Origin of the sequence: Mycobacteroides abscessus ATCC 19977 (genome assembly GCF_000069185.1) — a bacterium.
Taxonomy (GTDB): Bacteria; Actinomycetota; Actinomycetes; order Mycobacteriales; family Mycobacteriaceae; genus Mycobacterium; species Mycobacterium abscessus.
The window spans coordinates 1801177-1819030 of the sequence record NC_010397.1 but is presented as its reverse complement, the minus strand read 5'-3'; the positions used below and the strand labels follow the sequence as shown (position 1 = coordinate 1819030).

Annotated in this window: 19 protein-coding genes and 1 tRNA gene; 3 read left to right on the top strand and 17 right to left on the bottom strand. The window is 60.3% G+C overall.

Features of this window, described 5'->3' with window-relative positions:
- Nucleotides 1-153: 153 nt before the first annotated feature.
- The gene (locus tag MAB_RS09310) at nt 154-540 is read right to left on the bottom strand and encodes a DUF3846 domain-containing protein (protein WP_005110339.1); all 387 of its coding nucleotides are present in this window, start codon (nt 538-540) and stop codon (nt 154-156) included.
- 840 nt (nt 541-1380) lie between these two features.
- Here MAB_RS09310 and MAB_RS09305 point away from each other — a divergent pair.
- Entirely contained in the window at nt 1381-1593 is a 213-nt protein-coding gene (locus tag MAB_RS09305; RefSeq protein WP_005110337.1) for a helix-turn-helix transcriptional regulator, read from the top strand.
- A 23-nt stretch (nt 1594-1616) separates the two neighbouring features.
- Nucleotides 1617-2786, top strand: coding sequence for a site-specific integrase (locus MAB_RS09300; RefSeq protein WP_005110336.1), 1170 nt, complete (start codon nt 1617-1619; stop codon nt 2784-2786).
- A gap of 43 nt (nt 2787-2829) precedes the next feature.
- Here MAB_RS09300 and MAB_RS09295 read toward each other — a convergent pair.
- The 3 genes from MAB_RS09295 to MAB_RS09285 form a co-directional block, all read right to left on the bottom strand.
- Nucleotides 2830-2903, bottom strand: a tRNA-Ile gene (locus MAB_RS09295).
- A 520-nt stretch (nt 2904-3423) separates the two neighbouring features.
- Nucleotides 3424-3771, bottom strand: coding sequence for a DUF2746 domain-containing protein (locus tag MAB_RS09290; protein ID WP_005110332.1), 348 nt, complete (start codon nt 3769-3771; stop codon nt 3424-3426).
- Between the two features lie 62 nt (nt 3772-3833).
- On the bottom strand, nt 3834-4076 hold the full coding sequence (locus tag MAB_RS09285; protein WP_012296478.1) for a DUF7427 family protein: 243 nt from the start codon (nt 4074-4076) through the stop codon (nt 3834-3836).
- A 180-nt stretch (nt 4077-4256) separates the two neighbouring features.
- On the opposite strand from MAB_RS09285, the gene MAB_RS09280 reads away from it, so the two are divergent.
- Nucleotides 4257-4577, top strand: a complete 321-nt coding sequence (locus MAB_RS09280) for a hypothetical protein (protein WP_005110331.1) — start codon at nt 4257-4259, stop codon at nt 4575-4577.
- Here the strand turns inward: MAB_RS09280 and MAB_RS25510 are convergent, their stop codons facing one another.
- The 13 genes from MAB_RS25510 to MAB_RS09220 form a co-directional block, all read right to left on the bottom strand.
- Nucleotides 4578-4802: a DUF7213 family protein gene (locus MAB_RS25510; protein WP_012296477.1), complete on the bottom strand. Its 225-nt coding sequence runs from the start codon at nt 4800-4802 to the stop codon at nt 4578-4580.
- A 2-nt stretch (nt 4803-4804) separates the two neighbouring features.
- Complete coding sequence (locus MAB_RS25480) at nt 4805-5011, bottom strand: HNH endonuclease (protein WP_225580851.1); 207 nt, start codon at nt 5009-5011, stop codon at nt 4805-4807.
- Nucleotides 5012-5448: 437 nt separating this feature from the next.
- The gene (locus tag MAB_RS09270; RefSeq protein WP_005110329.1) at nt 5449-6576 is read right to left on the bottom strand and encodes a hypothetical protein; all 1128 of its coding nucleotides are present in this window, start codon (nt 6574-6576) and stop codon (nt 5449-5451) included.
- A gap of 335 nt (nt 6577-6911) precedes the next feature.
- Nucleotides 6912-7826, bottom strand: a complete 915-nt coding sequence (locus tag MAB_RS09265) for a hypothetical protein (protein WP_005110326.1) — start codon at nt 7824-7826, stop codon at nt 6912-6914.
- Nucleotides 7827-7876: 50 nt separating this feature from the next.
- Nucleotides 7877-8293, bottom strand: a complete 417-nt coding sequence (locus tag MAB_RS09260) for a hypothetical protein (RefSeq protein WP_005110325.1) — start codon at nt 8291-8293, stop codon at nt 7877-7879.
- Nucleotides 8290-9663 (bottom strand): glycoside hydrolase family 19 protein, encoded by a 1374-nt coding sequence (locus tag MAB_RS09255; RefSeq protein ID WP_005110323.1) that lies wholly within the window; start codon nt 9661-9663, stop codon nt 8290-8292. The genes MAB_RS09260 and MAB_RS09255 overlap by 4 nt, the downstream gene beginning before the upstream one ends.
- A 58-nt stretch (nt 9664-9721) precedes the next feature.
- Entirely contained in the window at nt 9722-9862 is a 141-nt protein-coding gene (locus MAB_RS09250) for a hypothetical protein (protein WP_005110322.1), read from the bottom strand.
- A gap of 63 nt (nt 9863-9925) precedes the next feature.
- On the bottom strand, nt 9926-10357 hold the full coding sequence (locus MAB_RS09245) for a hypothetical protein (protein WP_005067432.1): 432 nt from the start codon (nt 10355-10357) through the stop codon (nt 9926-9928).
- Between the two features lie 15 nt (nt 10358-10372).
- Nucleotides 10373-11512 carry a hypothetical protein gene (locus tag MAB_RS09240; RefSeq protein WP_005114211.1) on the bottom strand — a complete coding sequence of 380 codons (1140 nt, stop codon included), beginning with the start codon at nt 11510-11512 and terminating at the stop codon, nt 10373-10375.
- 260 nt (nt 11513-11772) lie between these two features.
- Nucleotides 11773-12171: a hypothetical protein gene (locus tag MAB_RS09235; protein ID WP_005115856.1), complete on the bottom strand. Its 399-nt coding sequence runs from the start codon at nt 12169-12171 to the stop codon at nt 11773-11775.
- 11 nt (nt 12172-12182) lie between these two features.
- A complete protein-coding gene (locus MAB_RS09230) occupies nt 12183-16307 on the bottom strand; it encodes a serine hydrolase (protein ID WP_005110317.1) in 4125 nt (1374 codons plus the stop codon).
- Nucleotides 16307-17392 (bottom strand): tail protein, encoded by a 1086-nt coding sequence (locus tag MAB_RS09225; RefSeq protein ID WP_005110315.1) that lies wholly within the window; start codon nt 17390-17392, stop codon nt 16307-16309. Before MAB_RS09225 ends, MAB_RS09230 begins: the two co-directional genes overlap by 1 nt.
- The gene (locus MAB_RS09220; RefSeq protein ID WP_005067425.1) at nt 17385-17822 is read right to left on the bottom strand and encodes a phage gene 29 protein family protein; all 438 of its coding nucleotides are present in this window, start codon (nt 17820-17822) and stop codon (nt 17385-17387) included. Before MAB_RS09220 ends, MAB_RS09225 begins: the two co-directional genes overlap by 8 nt.
- Between the last annotated feature and the right edge of the window lie 32 nt (nt 17823-17854).

Genomic DNA, 17854 nt, shown 5'->3' with positions numbered 1-17854 from the left:
GGGTGGGCAGGACTTTTGCTCCTACTTTCCAGTTCGGGGGCAAAGCGATGCTCAATGAGAGCCGGTCGCAGCTCGGCTCATGCCTCCTGCCGCAAACCTGCTACACACCTGACATGTGCATGTCGCGGCCCCGCGTACGTCGCCGATCCGTTGCTACCGAGCGTCGCTTGATTCGCCGCCCTCGTCGGTAGGAAAGCGCCATGGCAGTTGGCTGGCTTCCAGGTTGCGGTACGTCTCCAGGATGTTGTCAGGGAGGGGCGTGGGGTAGCCAGCCTCGTCGGGTAGACCGGTGATGACGACAGTGCCGTCCAGGCGCTCGAGTTCGGCGATAGCGGGCTCCAGCTTCCACCAGAGGAAGCTGGCCATCGAGTTGAACGGGCCCGGCCTGTTGCTGCACCAGATGGTGATGTTGGCGACCTCGAAGGTCCCATCGGTGTCGCCGACCAGCTTTCTGTAGGCGCTTGGCTTGTCGTCAAGTTTGCGGACTTCGTAAGCCTGATCAGGTCGGATAACCAACGCTTGTATACGTGATTCAGACACGGCTGCTCGTTTCCTCTATGCCTCTCCACGCTGACGGTGAAAGATGTTGCTTGCGCAGCGTAGACGCAGTGAATGACTTTGTCTTCTATTGCACGGGAGGAGATTTCGTACCTGATTGCCTAATACTCCTGATCGCCGCGACCTGCAGATACAGCAACCAGACCAAGACGGACAATCGAAAACCACGCCGGGCGGAACAGAAGGACGCACCGCAATCCGCTTGCGGCTCCGCCTAAAGGAAATTTTCTTCTACCTGCGGAAACAGCGACCGGTTCTATATCTATTTAGCCTTGTCACACGTCGCATGTGGTGGCGAGCGTTATCCGTGTACCGGGCACTGCCTGACCGCTGACCCCAATCCTCCAGCCCAAGCATGCGAAGGGAGAACCAAGCACCGTGCGTGAGAGGTGTTGTGCAACAACCCTTTTTCCTTCGCGAGCGAGATTGCCTGCGAAACACCACTGGGAGATGCTGGAATCCACATACCTTCGTTACGCGGGCGACCGAGCACCTTTGCGATCTCACCTTGGGGGCACGGTGCATGCCCGTTAGCCCCGGCCCTCGCCACCGCGAAAGCAAAGACGCGGAACCACGCGTCATGAGCACGGTAGTTCAACGCGTGCTCGTCCCAGACCGATTGGTACGTCCTACGCCATGAGTTAATGCTCCGCTTCGGCGGTGAGGGCATTGATGCCATCCGTGATCGGTCCTTATCGTTCTCCCGGCGATGATCGCCGCCTGATCGTGTCTTCACGATCAGGAAAGCACTGTCCCGGAGTCGATTACAGGGAAGCCAGTATCGGTCGACCAGGGATTACAGGGACCAGTTTCGATGGCTGCATGAGCGAAACGAACGAATCGATCTGGCTGAGCAGGAAAGAACTTGCCGAGCGCCTCAATGTACCGGCGAAGACTCCAGCGGAGTGGGCGACGAAGCGAACTGGACCGCGCTACGCACGGTTCGGCAGGCACGTCCGCTACCGCTTGTCCGACGTTGTGGCATGGGAAAATTCCCTGTTGTCGGACGCTGACGCCGTGCTCGACGCACGCTAGCACCACGAACGGAAGAAACACCTGTGGCAGGACGACCTCCGCTGCGAATTGGGCAGCACGGCAAGATCAGCCGACAGTATGTCGGCGGCGGCGTTTGGGTAGCGCGATGCCGCTATCGAGACAGTGACGGGGTCACACGAATCGTTGAACGACGCGGTCCGGTCGATGACTTCGACAAGCACGGCAAGCTAGCCGAGGATGCGCTCATCGAAGCACTGTCCGACCGTCGGCTTCCAGCTGATACTGACACCATCGGCTACGACACGCTCGTGATGGCGCTGGTCGATCAACACATCGGACGGTTGTCAGATGACGGCCGGTCCCCCGCCACTGTCGCTACGTACAAGTTCGCATCGGACAAACTCCGAAACTTCCTCGGCGGCGTACGAGTCAGCGAAGCTCACGCCGCGAGGATGGACGCGGCCCTACGGTCCATGCGTACCGCCCACGGCACAACGATGGCCAGGCAAGCGAAAACAATCCTGCAGGGTGGCCTCCAGCTTGCGGTCATGGCCAACGTGATCCCAGCCAATCCCGTACGTGACGTGCAATCGCTGCGAAGCAAGACACGGCCAAAGGGCGCAACAGCCCTGAGCGCTGATCAGTTGCGAACGCTACTCGCTGAGATCCGAGCATCCGAATACTGCGCAGGCAACGACCTCGCTGACCCACTCATCATTCTGATGGCGACCGGGCTCCGCCGATCCGAGTTATTGGCGTTGAGGTGGTCGGACTTCGACGCCAATGCAGGCACCCTCACAGTGACGGGCAAGTTGGTCCGTGCAACTGGTGCGGGTCTGCAGCGGATCGATGAGGCGAAGACGGCAGCAGGCATGCGCACGGTGGCGCTGCCTTCGTTTGCCGTCACTGCGCTTCGTCATCGGCAAGGGCGCGATTACGTCGGTCAGCAGCTGATGATCTTCCCGTCCACGGCGGGCACATGGCGCGACCCGAACAACTTCGGGAAACAGTGGCGTGCCGTACGCGACGACCTGGGCGTCCCCGGGGTCACTACCCACTCTTTCCGCAAGACGATGGCCACCCTGATCGATGACAACGGGTTGTCTGCACGGGTCGGAGCCGATCAGCTCGGACACGCGAAAGTCAGCATGACGCAGGACCGCTACATGGCCAGGGGCAAGGTGCATCACGAGGTCGCAGACCTGCTAGACGCCACCATAAGCGATGAATAAACGATGGATTGGACCCTACAAACGCCAAAAACAGCCGATGAAGTGGGGCGGGCGGGGCTCGAACCCGCGACCAATGGATTATGAGTCCACGGCTCTAACCAACTGAGCTACCGCCCCATCGCTGCTCAGGGCGTATTTCCTGACTAAATCCTAAGCCAACTGTAGCCTAGACTGTAGCCTAACGGTTTTCGCTCCGAGCCTAGAGAGCATACCGAGAGCCCTTACGGGCCACCGCACCCCGTTGCTGGGAAGCATCGCCGCAGGTCCACAACGCAAAAAAGCCCCCGGCTCAACCATGCTGGGGGGAAGCACGGGAGCCGGGGGCGGCTGTGAAGCGAGGGGGCTCAGGTCGGATTACTGGTGGGCGAGCGCCAGTTCTCAAACCTGATTCGGTAGGCGGCGAGACGATCTAGCGCTGGCTGCATCTCCTCAAGGCTCGGATTTGGGCCTAGCGCGTCGAAGTCCCGACTGATGTCTGCCAGTTCGGCGCGGTTCCGTTTATCTATGCGGTCGCCTACCCAAAGGAGGATATTGAATCCAACGAACCACACTCCGAACACGATCATAAGAACGGTTCCAAACCATTGCCCCGCTGTCATACCCCAATTCTATTGGCGGTAAGCGCTAACGGCGGGGTCTAAGCCTTCCAGGGTCCCCGCCATATGCGGGCGTCGGATTCGATGCGTTCTTCGCGTTCGGTGCGCAGCTCTCCGCGCAGTCCTCCGATGTCTTTTCGGATACCGGAGATATCGCTGCGGATGTCGGCCATTCCGTCGCGGACCATCTCGCGTATCTCGTCGATGTCGTCACGCAGGTTGGTGTCGTGGGAGTTCTCTGTTTGGTGCCGGATGGCTTTGAGGTCGAAGTGTTGCAGCGTCCACAGGATGCCGAGGAAACACATGACGACGAATGCTATTACTACCCAGGTCGCTAGGCCCCAGCCGTCTTGAGCAAGTGGCGGCAGCTGCCAGTCGGCCATGTTCACCGCGAAGTCTCCACTGTCGGCTCACACTTCCAGGTCTCAACTCTGCACATAGCGGTGTCCTCTCATTTCAGTGAAGCCAACAAATGGATTAGGTCGAGCTGTTCGGGGATGAACCGCAGCAGTCCGGTGGTGCGCAGCAGATGAACGGCCACTACCCCGATCACGGCGGAGCTGAGGAACATGTGGGACTGCCCGTACCGTGCAGTGGCGTCCGATAGCAGTTCCCCGGGTGGGCAAGCTATCTCGTAGGCGACGATCCCAGCAGCCATAGTGATCCACGCCCAATCAGATGGATGTAAGGCCATGGGAACCCTCCCCGATTAGGTTGTGGATAAAAAAGAAACATGCAGGCAGCGGGCTATTTTTCGACGCAACACCAGATACATCTAAAAAAGAGCGCGGTACGGTGAGCTAGTTCCCTGCGCGCTCTCCTCGCGCGGGGCCTAGACACCGCGACTTCGACTGCAACGGCGTAAAATTGAGGGATGGGTGAACCACCAACACCAGCCCCAGGCCGCAACGGTCGATGGGAACGCATCGGCGGCGTCTCGGTCGACTCGGCCATGGCCGCGATCACCGACCCCGCTTTTGCCCCAGCCAAGTATCCAGGAATCGGTAGTGGTCACAACCTATTCAGTAAGTACGGGTCCGGGGTGCAGTTTTCGGCAGGATTCGGCGACGGCGGCTACGACATCTGGGCGTGGATCGTGGACTACGGCACTGACGAGAGTGATGAGCGGATCGCCCAGATAGTCGTCACACTGATCGACGATGAAGACCTAGCCCATTGGAACAGCCAGCCGTAGTCACTCAGTTCGTTCTAGGTGTTCTATACCGTTGGCGACTAAACCGTGTGTAGCCCAGGGCGATTGGTTCTCACCTTCATGCACGCCGTAAGTGTGCTCTATGGTGCCGTCCGCTTGGACTCTCTCGAACCCGACCATGAGCACGAAATCTGATACCCGCCAGCCCGGTTCTTGATCCATTGCTTCGACGTACTTCTGTATGAGTTCGTCAGGGTGTTCACTCATAGCTAGCTCGCGACATCTTCGGAAGTATCAGCGGGTATCGGACGCTGATACGGCCACTTGTCATGCTTTGCCGAGTTGCAAGGTTTGCAGATCGGCCTGAGGTTGCACAGCATATGGGCACCGCCTTTGCTCAGTGGCTTGACGTGATCAGTCGCAGTGGGATTCCCGCCGCAGATCCAGCACCTATTACCCCAGTAGCGCCACTTCATCCGCAGATCGTCCATGGAGAACGGGGCGGTAGCAGCGGACCGCATGCGAGCTCGCCGCCGCTGACTTGCCGCGAAAGCTGCATCCTTATTAGCTTCGTAGTAGCGCTTGTGCCAGGCCCGAACTTGAGCCTTGTTATCGTGGTAGTACTTACGGTTCGTTTCCAGCTCGCGTTCGTAATTATCAGCCCGCCAGCGCCTGTTTCGCGCCAAAAACTTCTCACGGTCACGCTTGTAGGCTGCCGCCTTCCGGGCTTTCCCACCCTCGAAGTTCCGGCTATACGACGCCCGGTTGGTCCTACGCGTACATTCGAGGCAGTAACAGTTTCGGCCGCTTTTTCGGTTACGGTCAACCGAGAATGCCGTGACGGGCTTGACGGTTTCGCATCTCGGGCAGCGCTTTTCAGCGTTGGCGCCTACTTGAATCGTATCGTGACGTTTCATAGGAGGGCGAAGCTCTGTACGTCGAAGCCGTCGTTGTTGATCTGGAACACCGTCAGTGCCGGATCTCCGTCTTCGCCCATCTTGTTCATCACCCATGCGGAGCCGTTGTCCAGGGTTGAGGCTTGGATGTGCCAGCGCGCCTTACCCGTTACTTGATCCCGCCCATGGGGGCGCAGGCTGGCGTAGTGGAAATGTCCAGTCAAGAGGACGTGGCAGTCCATGACGCCGCCGTGGGTCATCTTCTCCCACCACGTCTTAACCCGGTCAGCGCCGGAGGCTTGGTGGCCATGCGCCAACCCCAACCTGGTGCCGCGTACATCGAACTGCAGTGTCTCGCACCACTCGGGCGGCCGGTGGAAATCTACCGGCAGGTTCGGGCCTTGGTTGTCGGGGTTGTTGTGCCATTCAAGACGTTTCGAGATAGCCAATCCCCAGTCGTCGGTGGGCTTCCCGATTAGATCCTTCCCGCGGCGCCACTGGCCGTGATTGGACGGGATGGACAGCACATCCACCGGGGCGTGCTTGGCGCACAGGGTGATGGTCTTCCAGAACTCCGTGGCGGCAACCTCGACCTGATCCATGAGAGATAGGCCGTTGGTGCGGGTTTGGGCTGTGACGTTGTCGAAGCCCTCCACAATGTCGCCCACGTCCGCGATGATGATGCGATCAAACCTTGAACGTTTCAGGTAGGCGTTCAGGTTTTCCCGCTTTTCCTGAAGGCGCAGTAATAACTCTTTGACGCCGCCGAGGTGGTCGACCTTCCCGGTTTGAATGTCTGCCCAGCACACCACAACCGTCGACTCCCCTGTGGGTTTCTTCGGCTGCACCGGCCTCGTCTTGCGGACCTCCGCATACAAGGCGGGTAGGTCTATAGCCCAACGCCGGACGGCGAGGTGATACCGCCAGGAGTGGTGCTTATGCTTCTCCCACTCCCCCTCCTTGTTGCGGAAGCCCGTCTCCCACACCACGACCTGTGGGTTACCGGCAATCTCAACCTTGGCTGGGTCGTAGTGCAGTTCGTCGGCGAACTCGCGAAGGATGCCCTCGAAGTCCTGCTCATCGAAGTCATCTGAGACCTTGCCCGTCTGAATAAAACCTGCGGTGCCGTCCCACTCCGCGCGCATTTTCGCCTGCTCTGGTGCCGACTCTTCCGGCACGGGGCGGCGACTATTGAGGCTGTCACGGATACTCAAGAGCGCACACACTCTCGCACGTGACGCCGGAACTGCACCGGCCCCACCGGAAGACCCTCATTCCGCAGCACGCGGACAAGCGCCTCAATCGACTTCCCTTCGGCTACCCATTCCTCAATAGCCTTACGGTCATCTGCACTCTGCGTAGCGACCCATGCACAGCATGTGCAGCGCTGCTTCGGCTTGGCGGCCTCGGCCAGTTGTTCCCGGATGGACATTTGTTTGAACCGCCTTTCATGGGGCGCTTCGAGGGCTCTATTCAGTTGTTAAGCACGGAACCAGTCAAGGACTGGATTCAGGTCGTACGTGCCGTGGGCCTCCAAGTGGGCGATGCCCTGGAAGGTTCGGACGATCGCCCACACGATGTCGATCAACCCGTCGAATGGGTTGATGAATAGGTCCATGATTCGGGCAACTATCGAGGAAGCCCCACCGGTCCAGGAGGATTGGGTGATGATCTTTGCGATCGCGGTCATGTTCTGACCTGCCTCGTCCAACCGGTTCTCGGCGTACCAGTCGCGGGTGCGGGCATGCTCTTGCCACTTCCCCGCCAGCTCGGGGTATTTCAGGAAGTCAAAGTGCCAGTCCATGATTCCCTGCGTGTTGGGCTGGGGCGGGTCGGGAACCCAAGGGGCGCACTGGTTGATCAGGCGGTAGGGGTTCCCAAATGCAATACCCTTGCGGAAGTCCTTGAGCCGGTAATGCAACCTGCCATTAGTCGGTAGGACGTGCTTTTCCATGACCTCGCAGCCGACCATCGCGCCCTGGCTGAAGATCGCCAGATTCCAGGGTGTTCCTTCAGGGAAGGGTGTGCCGTCGTCGAACAGCTTGGTATCCAGACGGTTGACGAGTTCGTCCACACCGGACTGGTTGTTGAACGGCAACCGCACGTTGTCATAGCCGGTGGGCCGCCACACCGCCCGCCCTTCACGCTCCAAAGTAGAGGCCACGAAAGCACAAGGCCCCTGGTACATGTCGGACAGGTGTCCCTCGACCGTGAAGAACAGCGGCGTCAAACCCAGCTTCACCAGATCCGCTTGCGAGACCTCACCCGTCTGAGGTTGGTTCGTGCGGCGCTGATATTCCTTCTGGACGGCTTGGTCGTCGTACCCGAAATACGAGTCGACCTTCAGTGGTCCCCCATCGGCGGCTTTGGCGTAGGAGGCGAAGCGGGCCAACATGACCCGCTGCCACCTCGCTACTACCTCCCCGTGAGAACCGAGGGTGAGGATCACTCAGTCACGCTCTTGATGACCTCGGCAGCCAGCGGGCCGAGGGAAACCTGCGGGCCGACGACATTGCCTACGGTGGCCTGAATCTTGGTGATGCTGTCCACGGCAACCTGGGTGGCGGCGGCAAGCTGGTCCTGCGCGGCCTGCGCGGTGGAGTTCAGCTGAGCCTGGATGTCCTGCAGGCTTGTGACGGCCTTGTCCGCTGCGGCACCGGGGGCTCCCTTGATCTGCTTGCCCAAGACCACACCGGCAGTGCCGAGACCCGCAGCACCCAGAACGCCACCGATAGCTACAACGGCGTTGATCCACGCATTGCCCTGGGTGTCACTGACGACACCGGAGGTCACCAGAATCGGCACGAGCGCTGTCACCAGTGCGCCGATGAGGTAGTACCACTTGCGAATCTGGGCGGTCATGATTGTCCCTTCTGAGAGATGAACTCCTGCAGGACTGCAGGGTTAGTGGCTTCAATGTCAGCGAGCACGGCTTTGGCGTGTGCGATGGTGGCGGCGTCACGGAACTTCCCTTGCCCCGCCGCGGTGCGGGCGATACGGGATAGTGCGTCTGCATCCCCGGTGCGCGCCCAGTCCTCGACGAGCTTGCGGTGCTCCGCGGCGTCGATGGCCTGCACCATGCGAACAATCGGGATCAACGGCTCACCTGGGGTGGCGTAGATGGATAGGGATTCGACCTGAAGGTCTGACATCAGTAGCTCCTCAATCGGGTCCAGCGGTTCAGTGAGTAGTTGCAGAAGCGCATCGCCCTGGAGTAGGGCGCGGTTGTATCGGTCGCGACGATCAGCCAAGCCGTTGGTGCCGCCGTTGATTCGGCGCGTGACGGTCTCTAAGTCCTGCCGATCCGACAGGGCGTTGATGTCCGGGCGGGCGACCGTCCAGTACCAAGCCGCACCTATACCGGCCCACCGCAGTTCGGCCAGTCGGTTCGGGTTATCAACGAATTCCGTTGGCGACAGAACGAGTCCTTTACCCGAACACCACCGCGAGAACGCTGCGTAGTTGTTGCGGCCGGTGATCTGAATCCAGCTGCGGCCCTTGAACCGCACCCCATCCCCGGGTTGGGTGTTACCCAGATCTGCACGCCCTTCATAGGCGGCACCGGAGGCATACTCTTCGGTGGCATTGAAGCCGGCTGACTCGTGGCCGACCTGCGCCAGCCACATCGCGATCCGATTGACGTTCGTGCACTGACTAGCCTTGAGCCCGTCCGACACCGCGGGTAGGATCTGCGAAGCCCTCGCGACACTTAGCCCGGTGGCACGTGCCAGCACTCCTGCGGGATCGACACCTACCTGGCCTGTGATGGGTCCGGGCAGGTAGTGCCAGTCGTTCGCATAGCTCGTGTCGTACACGGACCGCGCCTGGTTCCCGGTCACACACCCATCGGAGCCGTTGGACTCCATGCGGATTCCCTCAACCTCACACCACATGTGACTGTTCGCCCCACCGCCGGGGCCGTGATGGATGGCGATCTTCACCGCAGCATCAGCCGGGAAGTCATTCGGCGACGCCACGCATATGGTGTTGAAGATCGTTCCGGTCTGACCTACCTCGATCGGACGCCAGCTCTCGGTGGACATCCCATGCCGGGTCCAGGCCATCGCGGTCCCGTTGCGCACAGCGTCGCAGATGTCAATGACCAGACCGGAGCAGTCGGTACCGACCTTGAGGTTGAACGGATTCCAGTTGCCGCCGTACACGTAGTCGTTGCCGACGCGGTCCTGGAAAATCCGCTTCGCGAACTCAACATTCGCGCGTAGGACGGCCATTAGTACGACCACCAGATCGCGGCCAGCCACTCATTGATCTTGCGGCGCAACCAATTCACTAGATGCCTCCGATCCGGGGATCGAGCCCTGGTCGACCCGCCGTCACCCAGCGGGAGCGCCGGAACCACACTCCGAACCCGAACCCCGCCAACCCGATAACGGCGTAGTAGGCGGGGTAACGCAGCAGTTGAGAGAACATGCGACCTCTTTCGGGCATTAAAAAAGACCCCGCACTAGCGAGGCCCACAAGGAGGTGAGAGTGCTACGACAAGGTGAAGACGGGAGCCGGTGCCCCATCGCTGTCAATCGTCAAACTGTTGCCGTTGGTGGTTGTCACATCGGCTGGGGTGTTGTCCAGGAGCACGTAGCACAGCACGTTTCCGCCGAGCTCGTAAAGGACGGCCCACCTTGCGGTGATGCTGCCGCCTGATGCGGTCCAGGTTGGGTTCGTGGAGAACGACGCCGTAACACTCGTGGTGCCCGAAAGGGTGAGGGTCACAGCCACACCGCCCGTGGTGTAGCCGTTCGCCTGAGCAACCTCATTGGTGACACCAGCCCAAGTGGTGGTGGAGGAACCGATATTGGATGACGAAGTGACGAGGGCGACCCGCCAGGTGTCGGAGTCGATGTCGAACGTTCCGTTAAGTAGATTGGTGCGTGCCCCATTGGGGAACGTCCATGTGCCTGCGGTCAAGGTAGTGCCCTTTCGTTAGTTGATGATTTCGACAGTGGCTGCCGCGTAGCTTTGGCCGGACTGGCCGCCCGTCTGGGCTACAGATCCATCGGTGGTGGTGATGTTCTTGGTGTTGAGGGCGGTCGCTGAACCGAACGCCGCGCCCGATGAGGCTTGGCGTGTGTAACCGGCTGGCGCGGCATCCCATCCGCTCGCACCCAAGCTGGAGTGGCCGTGGAAATGCAGCAGTACCGAGGACCCGTCGGTGTGGGTCAACGTCACCGACGGCGCAGTGGACGAGGCGCTCGTTCCCGCAGCTTGGCCATGACCACCGATCGGCGAGCTTGTGTTCTGGTCACGCACAATGACCGCGATCATGTGGGACGCACTGCCCCAAGTCCCCGATGTCGTGTTAGTAGCTGTCGCCTTGAAATACGCGGTGGTGCAGCCTGATCCGCTTCCGCTGTTGGCGTTGTCGATATAGGTGTAGTCCGGGACCGTGCCGCCCGCCGACGGCTTGGTGGGCGCGGAGGTTGAGAACGGGTTGTACGCGAACAGGACGATCAGATCCCCGATTTGATGAGTGGGGATGGTGACAGAACTGCTCGCGTTCCCGTTGGCGGCAACGAAAGAGACTGTGTGGATGGTGGTGACTACCGGTGTGCCGCCAGTCAAGGATGGGGTCGCACCTGTGGGTGCTACCTTCGCGGCAATCAGCGGAGCCCCGCCGGTAAGCGTCGGTGCTGCTGCTGGCGGTGCGAGGGTCTGCACTATGCGCGGCGTCCCACCGGTAATAGTCAGCGAAGCTGTGGGGGCCAGTGACAGGGCTATGGACGGTATACCGCCCGTGACGGTTGGGGCTGCGCCAGTCGGGGTGACTGTGATGGCAATCCGTGGGGTGCCGCCCGTGAGGGTGAGCTGCACCGTGGGTGGCGGGTAGGTCACGTTGATCAGCGGGCGTACACCAGTGAGTGTCGGTGTGGCAGCGGTGGGCACCAAACGATGCGCCAACGCGGGAGTTCCGCCGGTAAGCGACGGTGTGGCGGCGGTCGGGATAAGGATTGGGCCGGTGATGATCGTCGGCGTTCCCCCGGTGAGTGAACCCGCAGCTGCCGTGGGGAATACAAGGTTGTTGTTGGACTGAACGATCGTGGGGATATCGCCAGCCAATGCCATCTCGCCGTCGTCCGGCGACAGAACGTTGCCGACCCGAATGCCAGGGACCCCGCCTGTAAGGGTGAGTTCCGGCGAACCCGGCCGCAGTGGTGGACCAATGACGGGTGGCTCAGATCCCGTCAGGGTCAAGGTTGCCCCGGTCGTGAACGCGTATACGTCGTGCGTCACCGCAACCCCAGGAACGCCCCCGGCTAGGGCGAGCACTTTAGGGGCCGGTTCACTGAATGTTTCAGCCCACCAGCCGGTTACACCAGCCATAGCTAGATGCGGAGGATCCGACTAGCCCCGTTGTCCCAGGTGACCGTTATATTGGTGCCATCGGGGATCACCGGCAGCCCGGATGCTGTGTCGTATAACGCGACAAGCTGCGATGTGCCCGCGGTGCCGGTGTCTTGGTAGATGATCCAGCGCACGATCGTTGCACCCGTGACTGTCGGGAATACGACATCAGCGGCATCTGCGACACCGGCGGTCCATGACTTACCGGACAGGTTCGAGGATGTGCACACAATTCCCGTGATGTGCGAAAGATACTGGTGGGTTGCGATATTGGGTGTGTATGTGGCGTCCACTCCGCAGACTTTGAAGTTGTGCACTTCCCAGTCGAGGTCGCCCTTAAGGAATGCTTCTCGGGCGTGATCGTACAAAGCGTTTACCATTAAGGTTCTCCCTATTCCGCGTTGGAGACGATGGGGATCGCGATACCGATCCATGGGGCGGCAGCTGTGAGGGTTTGGGTGAACGTCACCGAACCGCCTGGTGCGTCGCCGAATATCAGTCCGGCACCGAACGCGACGGCATCCAAATGTCCACGCTCGGTTTGGTTGTAGGCGCTGGTCTGTCCCCCATACAGGAAGGCGTTGACGATCCTGCCGTGGCTATTGGTGGTAGCACTGACCGATGGGGACGCGCTGTAGCCCTGAGTGATCACGGGTGTTTCAATCCCTGCAGGTGCGGCGAGTTTGTAGGACGCCGCACCGGTTGCATAGTTCGACCCATACGGGGCATTGAGCAGGTTGATCGACCTAGCCCCTGTGGGCGGATCGAGCAGCCACCACACCACCAGTTGGTTCGACCCATTGGACATAATCGGTAGCCTGTTCATGGTGACGCCGCCGATTTTCGCCGTCACTACAGACAGATCAATGCCGGATTGCGTTGCCAGATAGGCGAACACAATGTTCGCTTCGGGGTCCAGCGTGAATTCCGGGATCGTCGCCTGACTTGTACCCAAGGTGCTCTTGTTGTCGAACTTGACATCAATACTGCCGACGATCGGTTTACCGACCGAGGCTTTCGATGGGATACCGAACACCCGATTCGCCTGATAATCAGGGACCGTCAGAGAATCCGGGTAAAGGTACTTGCCGATTTTGAACATCATCGACACCTCAACCTCAACGGTCGGTGTCTGGGCGTTCTCACACATCGCGAACAAGGTGCCGTTCGGCAGGTAGTAGACCGAGACTTCGTACCCGCGCCACGACCCGCCATGGCCGCGCCACTGCCCAAGCTCGAACATGCCGTGCCCGTACCCGAAATAGGTCAGCTGGTCATCATTGCCCCACGGGACAGGCCAGTAGCATTTGGTTCTCAGCTCATGCAGCTCAGGACTCAATAGGGTGCCGTCGCGTAATTCCTTGGCCCACAGCAGCAGATCGTGGGCGGTGGAAATCATGACACCGGCGGCGCTCGCATATCCCGGCCCGGTTTCGGTGGCATCCTGCCAGGCCCCGCCACCGAAAATTCCGGTGGCCCAGGCGTGTCCGTTCGCATACGGTTCGGGCATCTTCGCGGTGGTGGGCCAGCTGGTTTGCGTCAAACCCAGCGGATCCAGAATGTCCGTCTGTAGCACGTCTCTCGTGGGGCGGCCGTTGACGATCGAAACGATCATCCCCAGCAGGAAGTAGTTGGAGTTGACGTACGCCCAACCTTGGCCGGGTTCGAATGACGGTTCGTGCTGTTTGACGATCGCGAGTGTTTCTTCGTCCGTCCAGTCAGAGGTCGGCATCAGGAAGTAGCGCATCATCATGCCGAGGTCGGTTTGTTCGTTGAACAGACCCGACCGCAGACACATCATGTGGCGGACCGTTATCTTGGTGCCGCCCGGAACGCCGGGAAGGAACTTCTCCAGCGGATCGTCCAACGACAACAAGCCACGATCAACTGCCTGCAAGATCATGGTTGCGGTGAACGACTTGGTGCAGGAACCGATACGGAAGTGGTCCTCCGGGATCACGTTCCGCGCCCCTGCGGCGGTGGAGACCTTGCCGTACGCCTTCGTGTAGTACCCGTCTGGGGACTGGATGGCCAACACCCCACCCGGGGCGGTCATGTTCGCGGCCACGATCGCGTCGATAGCGGCCTGATCCTCCAGCGGAAGCAGCGACAACCCACCCGAGACGGTCGGTGTGCCCAGCGATGCGGTGGATTCGATGCTGGGGACCAAGACTTGGCCGGGGCCGCCGATGACCTCTTCCCCCTCGAGTGGGTTCTGCCGGAATCTCACCCAGCCTGCGCCGTCGGCCCCCTTACCGCCGTTCTGGAACGTCAGCCCATTGCCGCCGTTACCGCCACCGCCCGGGGATACACCGTCGCGGCCGGGTATCTTTTGGTCCGCGCCACCGACATGGTTCTCGCCCTTGTACTCGAAATTCCCGGGACCGCGACCAATGGGGTTGTAGCCCAGCTGTAGTTCAGTACCGCCGATTCCGGGTTCCGCCGTGATGCTGTAGTCAGGAATTGACCAACTAGTAGCCGTGCCGTCTTCGCCGTCATCGTGGCCGAGGCGTCCACCTAGTCCGCCGGGACCCTTGGTGAACGTGAGAACCGTGTCGTCGGCGAAGTGCACGCCCCGTTGCCACGTTGCGGCCTTGTAGAGACCCGGAGATCCCGGTTCTCCGTGGAATCCGACGGTGAACCCCATCTGGCCGCCACCGGCACCACCTACTGCTACAACATCAACGAAGTTGCACCACGACGGGATCGGAATCGTGCCATCGTCAACGGCATACACCGAGATGGGGTCGTAGTAGCCCACACCGTTTCCGGTGTCGATAGCTGTTTCAATCCACGGGATGTTCCCGGACCGAACAACGCTCGCCTTGGCGATGGTCGAGGGAGGTGTGTTCGGGGACGACGAGTTATCCCGTGTCGCGGCCAAGCCAACGACCTGCGCGAACGGGTGATCAGGAATATCGTCCGTGGTGGAAATGCCGCGGACACTGTGGGTTCCGCCGACGGGGACGAGTTCGTAGGCGTAGATTTCCCCCGCCTTCTGATCAACTGGGGTGTCGAGCTGGTAGAACGTCCAGTTCGGTGTAGTACCGGCGGTCAGCTCGGACAGGATGTTCGGGGAGTGATGCACCAAAGCCCAGTCCCCGGAAACCCCGTCGAGTTTCCAGATGTTGACGTAGAACGCTGTGATGCCGCTGGTGCCGCAGCCCAGCCACGACACCACGCCCAAAGCGATGTCTTGCTCCACGCGCATTGTCGCGATCAGTGACGCACTCTGTGTGGCAGACAGGGTGGTGTTGACGCTGGTCAGGCCGTAGTTCGACCTACCCGACGGCAACAAACCGGTGTTGACGGGGGTGTTGTTGCGGATAGAGAGGATCTGGAAGGCGCTCTCCCCCATCGCCGCCGCGGTCTGTAGCAGCTTGGCAACGTTGAACAGGTCAGCGAAACCGCCATTGGAGTTCGGGTCAGTCGATCCCGACATTCCCCCGAGAAGATGTGAAAGGAACTCCTCGAAAGTTGTGTTCGCATCCCCCGGGCCACCGAAGCCGAGGATCTTGAACAACGGGATATGAGTGACAGCGTCGAACAGATCTTCCAGGGTGTGTAACGCGTTGTTGGATCCCGTGATCCCGTTGACTACGGTGTCGATGATCAACTGCCACCGAGACAGAACTTCCTGGAACGTGTTCGACAACCCGTCGATCCAGCCCTGCTGAATCTTGTTGGTCTTCTTACCAACACCGTCATCAAAGTTGAAAACACCCGAGGTGGCGTCCTTGGTCACCAGGATCCGCACACGCACCGCATGCACACCGTCGGGAACCGTGTAGTTCCCGACCATTTGACGCCAATCCCCCGTTGACGTGTTCGGGTTCAGCGTCGCAACGTCCTCAACCCCAACCTGTACAGCGCTATCCCCGCGACCGGAGAACTCGACCATCTGCAACTTGATCGGCGAATTAGTGCCCGCGTACCCGGACCACTTAACCCACATCTCCAGCGACATGGTTTGGCCAGGATTGGCAAGGATCTCGTTGGACCGCAACGCTTTCGTGACACCATTCGCGGTGACTTTCACACTGCCGGAACTGTCCGCACTATGCGTAACCCCGGATTCCCAGGTCCAGTACGGGTTGTCGGCGATGCTGGAGCCGTCCTGGAAATTGCCCGCCACCAACAGGTTCGGCTGCTCATCAGTGATCCAGCTGAACGACAACGCCGGGATCAGGTTCGACAGAATGAATCCGTCACGCCCGAACAGGTTCCCGTTCAGGAAGTCCTTGATGATCTCGATGATGTCGCCGATGATCGGGATGTCATCTACCCAGCCGGTGAGTAGATTCCACAGATCCTCGAGCGCCTGCTCCGGGTCAACATCCAAGCCCAGGAGTTTCTGGATGAGTTCCTTGATCAGGCTTTCGGCGTACTCGATGATTCCATCGATGATTGCCTTCCACATTTCCAGCCCTTGCTGGAAAGCGGTGCCGATATGGAACTCGAGCCCCTGGTTAGGGTCGTTGAACGGCAGCGGGATTCGGTCGAAAGACCGTGGCACTAGGAGCCGTCCTCAGGCTTCAACGGAGAGACGGGGACGATGAGGATTGAGAGCTGTGCGCCTGCTTTGTTGAAGGAGTAGAAGCCCGCCATGCCCTCGTTGACGAGGTTCACGTACAAAGTTGACGTTGTACCGGTGCTGTATGCCGGGATCATGCCTATCCCGTTGTCGGGGGTGATAGCGGTGTTCGGGGAGCCCGTGGATGAGGCGTGCGGGAACAGGGCGGACCAGGAGGACATGTTGCCGGCGCCCTTGGCGATCAGCTGGCCGCTTGTGGCATTCCCTATGCGGACCTCGGAGCCGATGATGAATGGGTCGGCGTCGAGTTCGATGCCGTTGGCCTTGAAATGCCCGTGCACTACGGGTACGTAGTCGAACGGCATCGGCGGGATGATGAATGAGCCGATCGTCTGTCGCGTGGCTAGACCCGTGAAGTCGGTGAACGCAGACTCGGGGACGGTGTAGAACCTTGTCGCCAAGGGGTTGAAGTCGGCTGGCGCGTAGTCGACACCGTTCCAGGCAATGACCTGTCCCGCGGCGGGCGCGACCGAGTCGTCATAGTCGGTTGCGTCTCGGATGGTGGCGTTATCGCCCTGCGGACCCCGCGGTGCTTTGAGCTTCAGGAGCCATGTCGGGTTGGCGGAGGTACCCGAAACGATGATCTCCGAGGTCAAACTGGGGTTGTCCGGGTCCAGCAGTTGGACCGTGGGAGTGATGTTCGGCAGCGGTCCCGGGGGGCCTTGTGTGCCCATCTGCTTCTGGACGTAGTGTTCGCCGTCCCACAGGTAGACGATGTTGCCTACCCACCAGGCTTTTCCGATATCGATCGGATCGTCGGTGAGGTTTTGGGGAAGATCGGCGGGGTCGTCGATGCTGGACTGGTACTGCATCTTGACGATGGGGGCATTCTCACCAGCGGGACCAGGAGGCCCTACGAGGGCGTCCATGGTGACTGCGCCGTCTTGGTCGGCGAGCTCGAATGTGCCTGTGACGCCGCCAGGTACGTCCATATCGGAGACGACACCCCAGAAGTGCAGGCGCGCAAGGATCGACCCAAGGTAGGGGGTATCGCCCGGTTCAGCCATTCTCGATTCCCTTCACGAAGTCATCCCCGATGGGTCGCTCATCCTTGATGGCGATGTTCGGAGTCACCCGCCATGCCGGTTCGGCCATTTCGGGTAGGTCGTCATCTGCGTCTTGGTTGCCGTTGAGTCGCTGTATCGCTTTGCGTTTCAGCCACTCCGGTAGGGCGTTGATCTGTGCGAACGTCATGTTCTCGACGCCCTCTAAGGGGTCGTCGGGTGCGTCGATAGGAACCCATTCGATTGCGCCTTCGACTACCCCGGGCGCTTCAACGGCCCGCGGTTTGATGAGGGGTTGCGCCGAGCGCCGCCACCCGCACCTGATCATGTGGTAACCCACAAGCCACACGAAATGCGCCGAGTCCATGCGGTTTCCGTCTTTGTCCTGCGGGTAGTGGCAGTCCGTCAGAAAGTCCTGATAGGCGCTTTCCATCTCCGCTTTCTGCGCGTCCTGGGCCTTCTGCT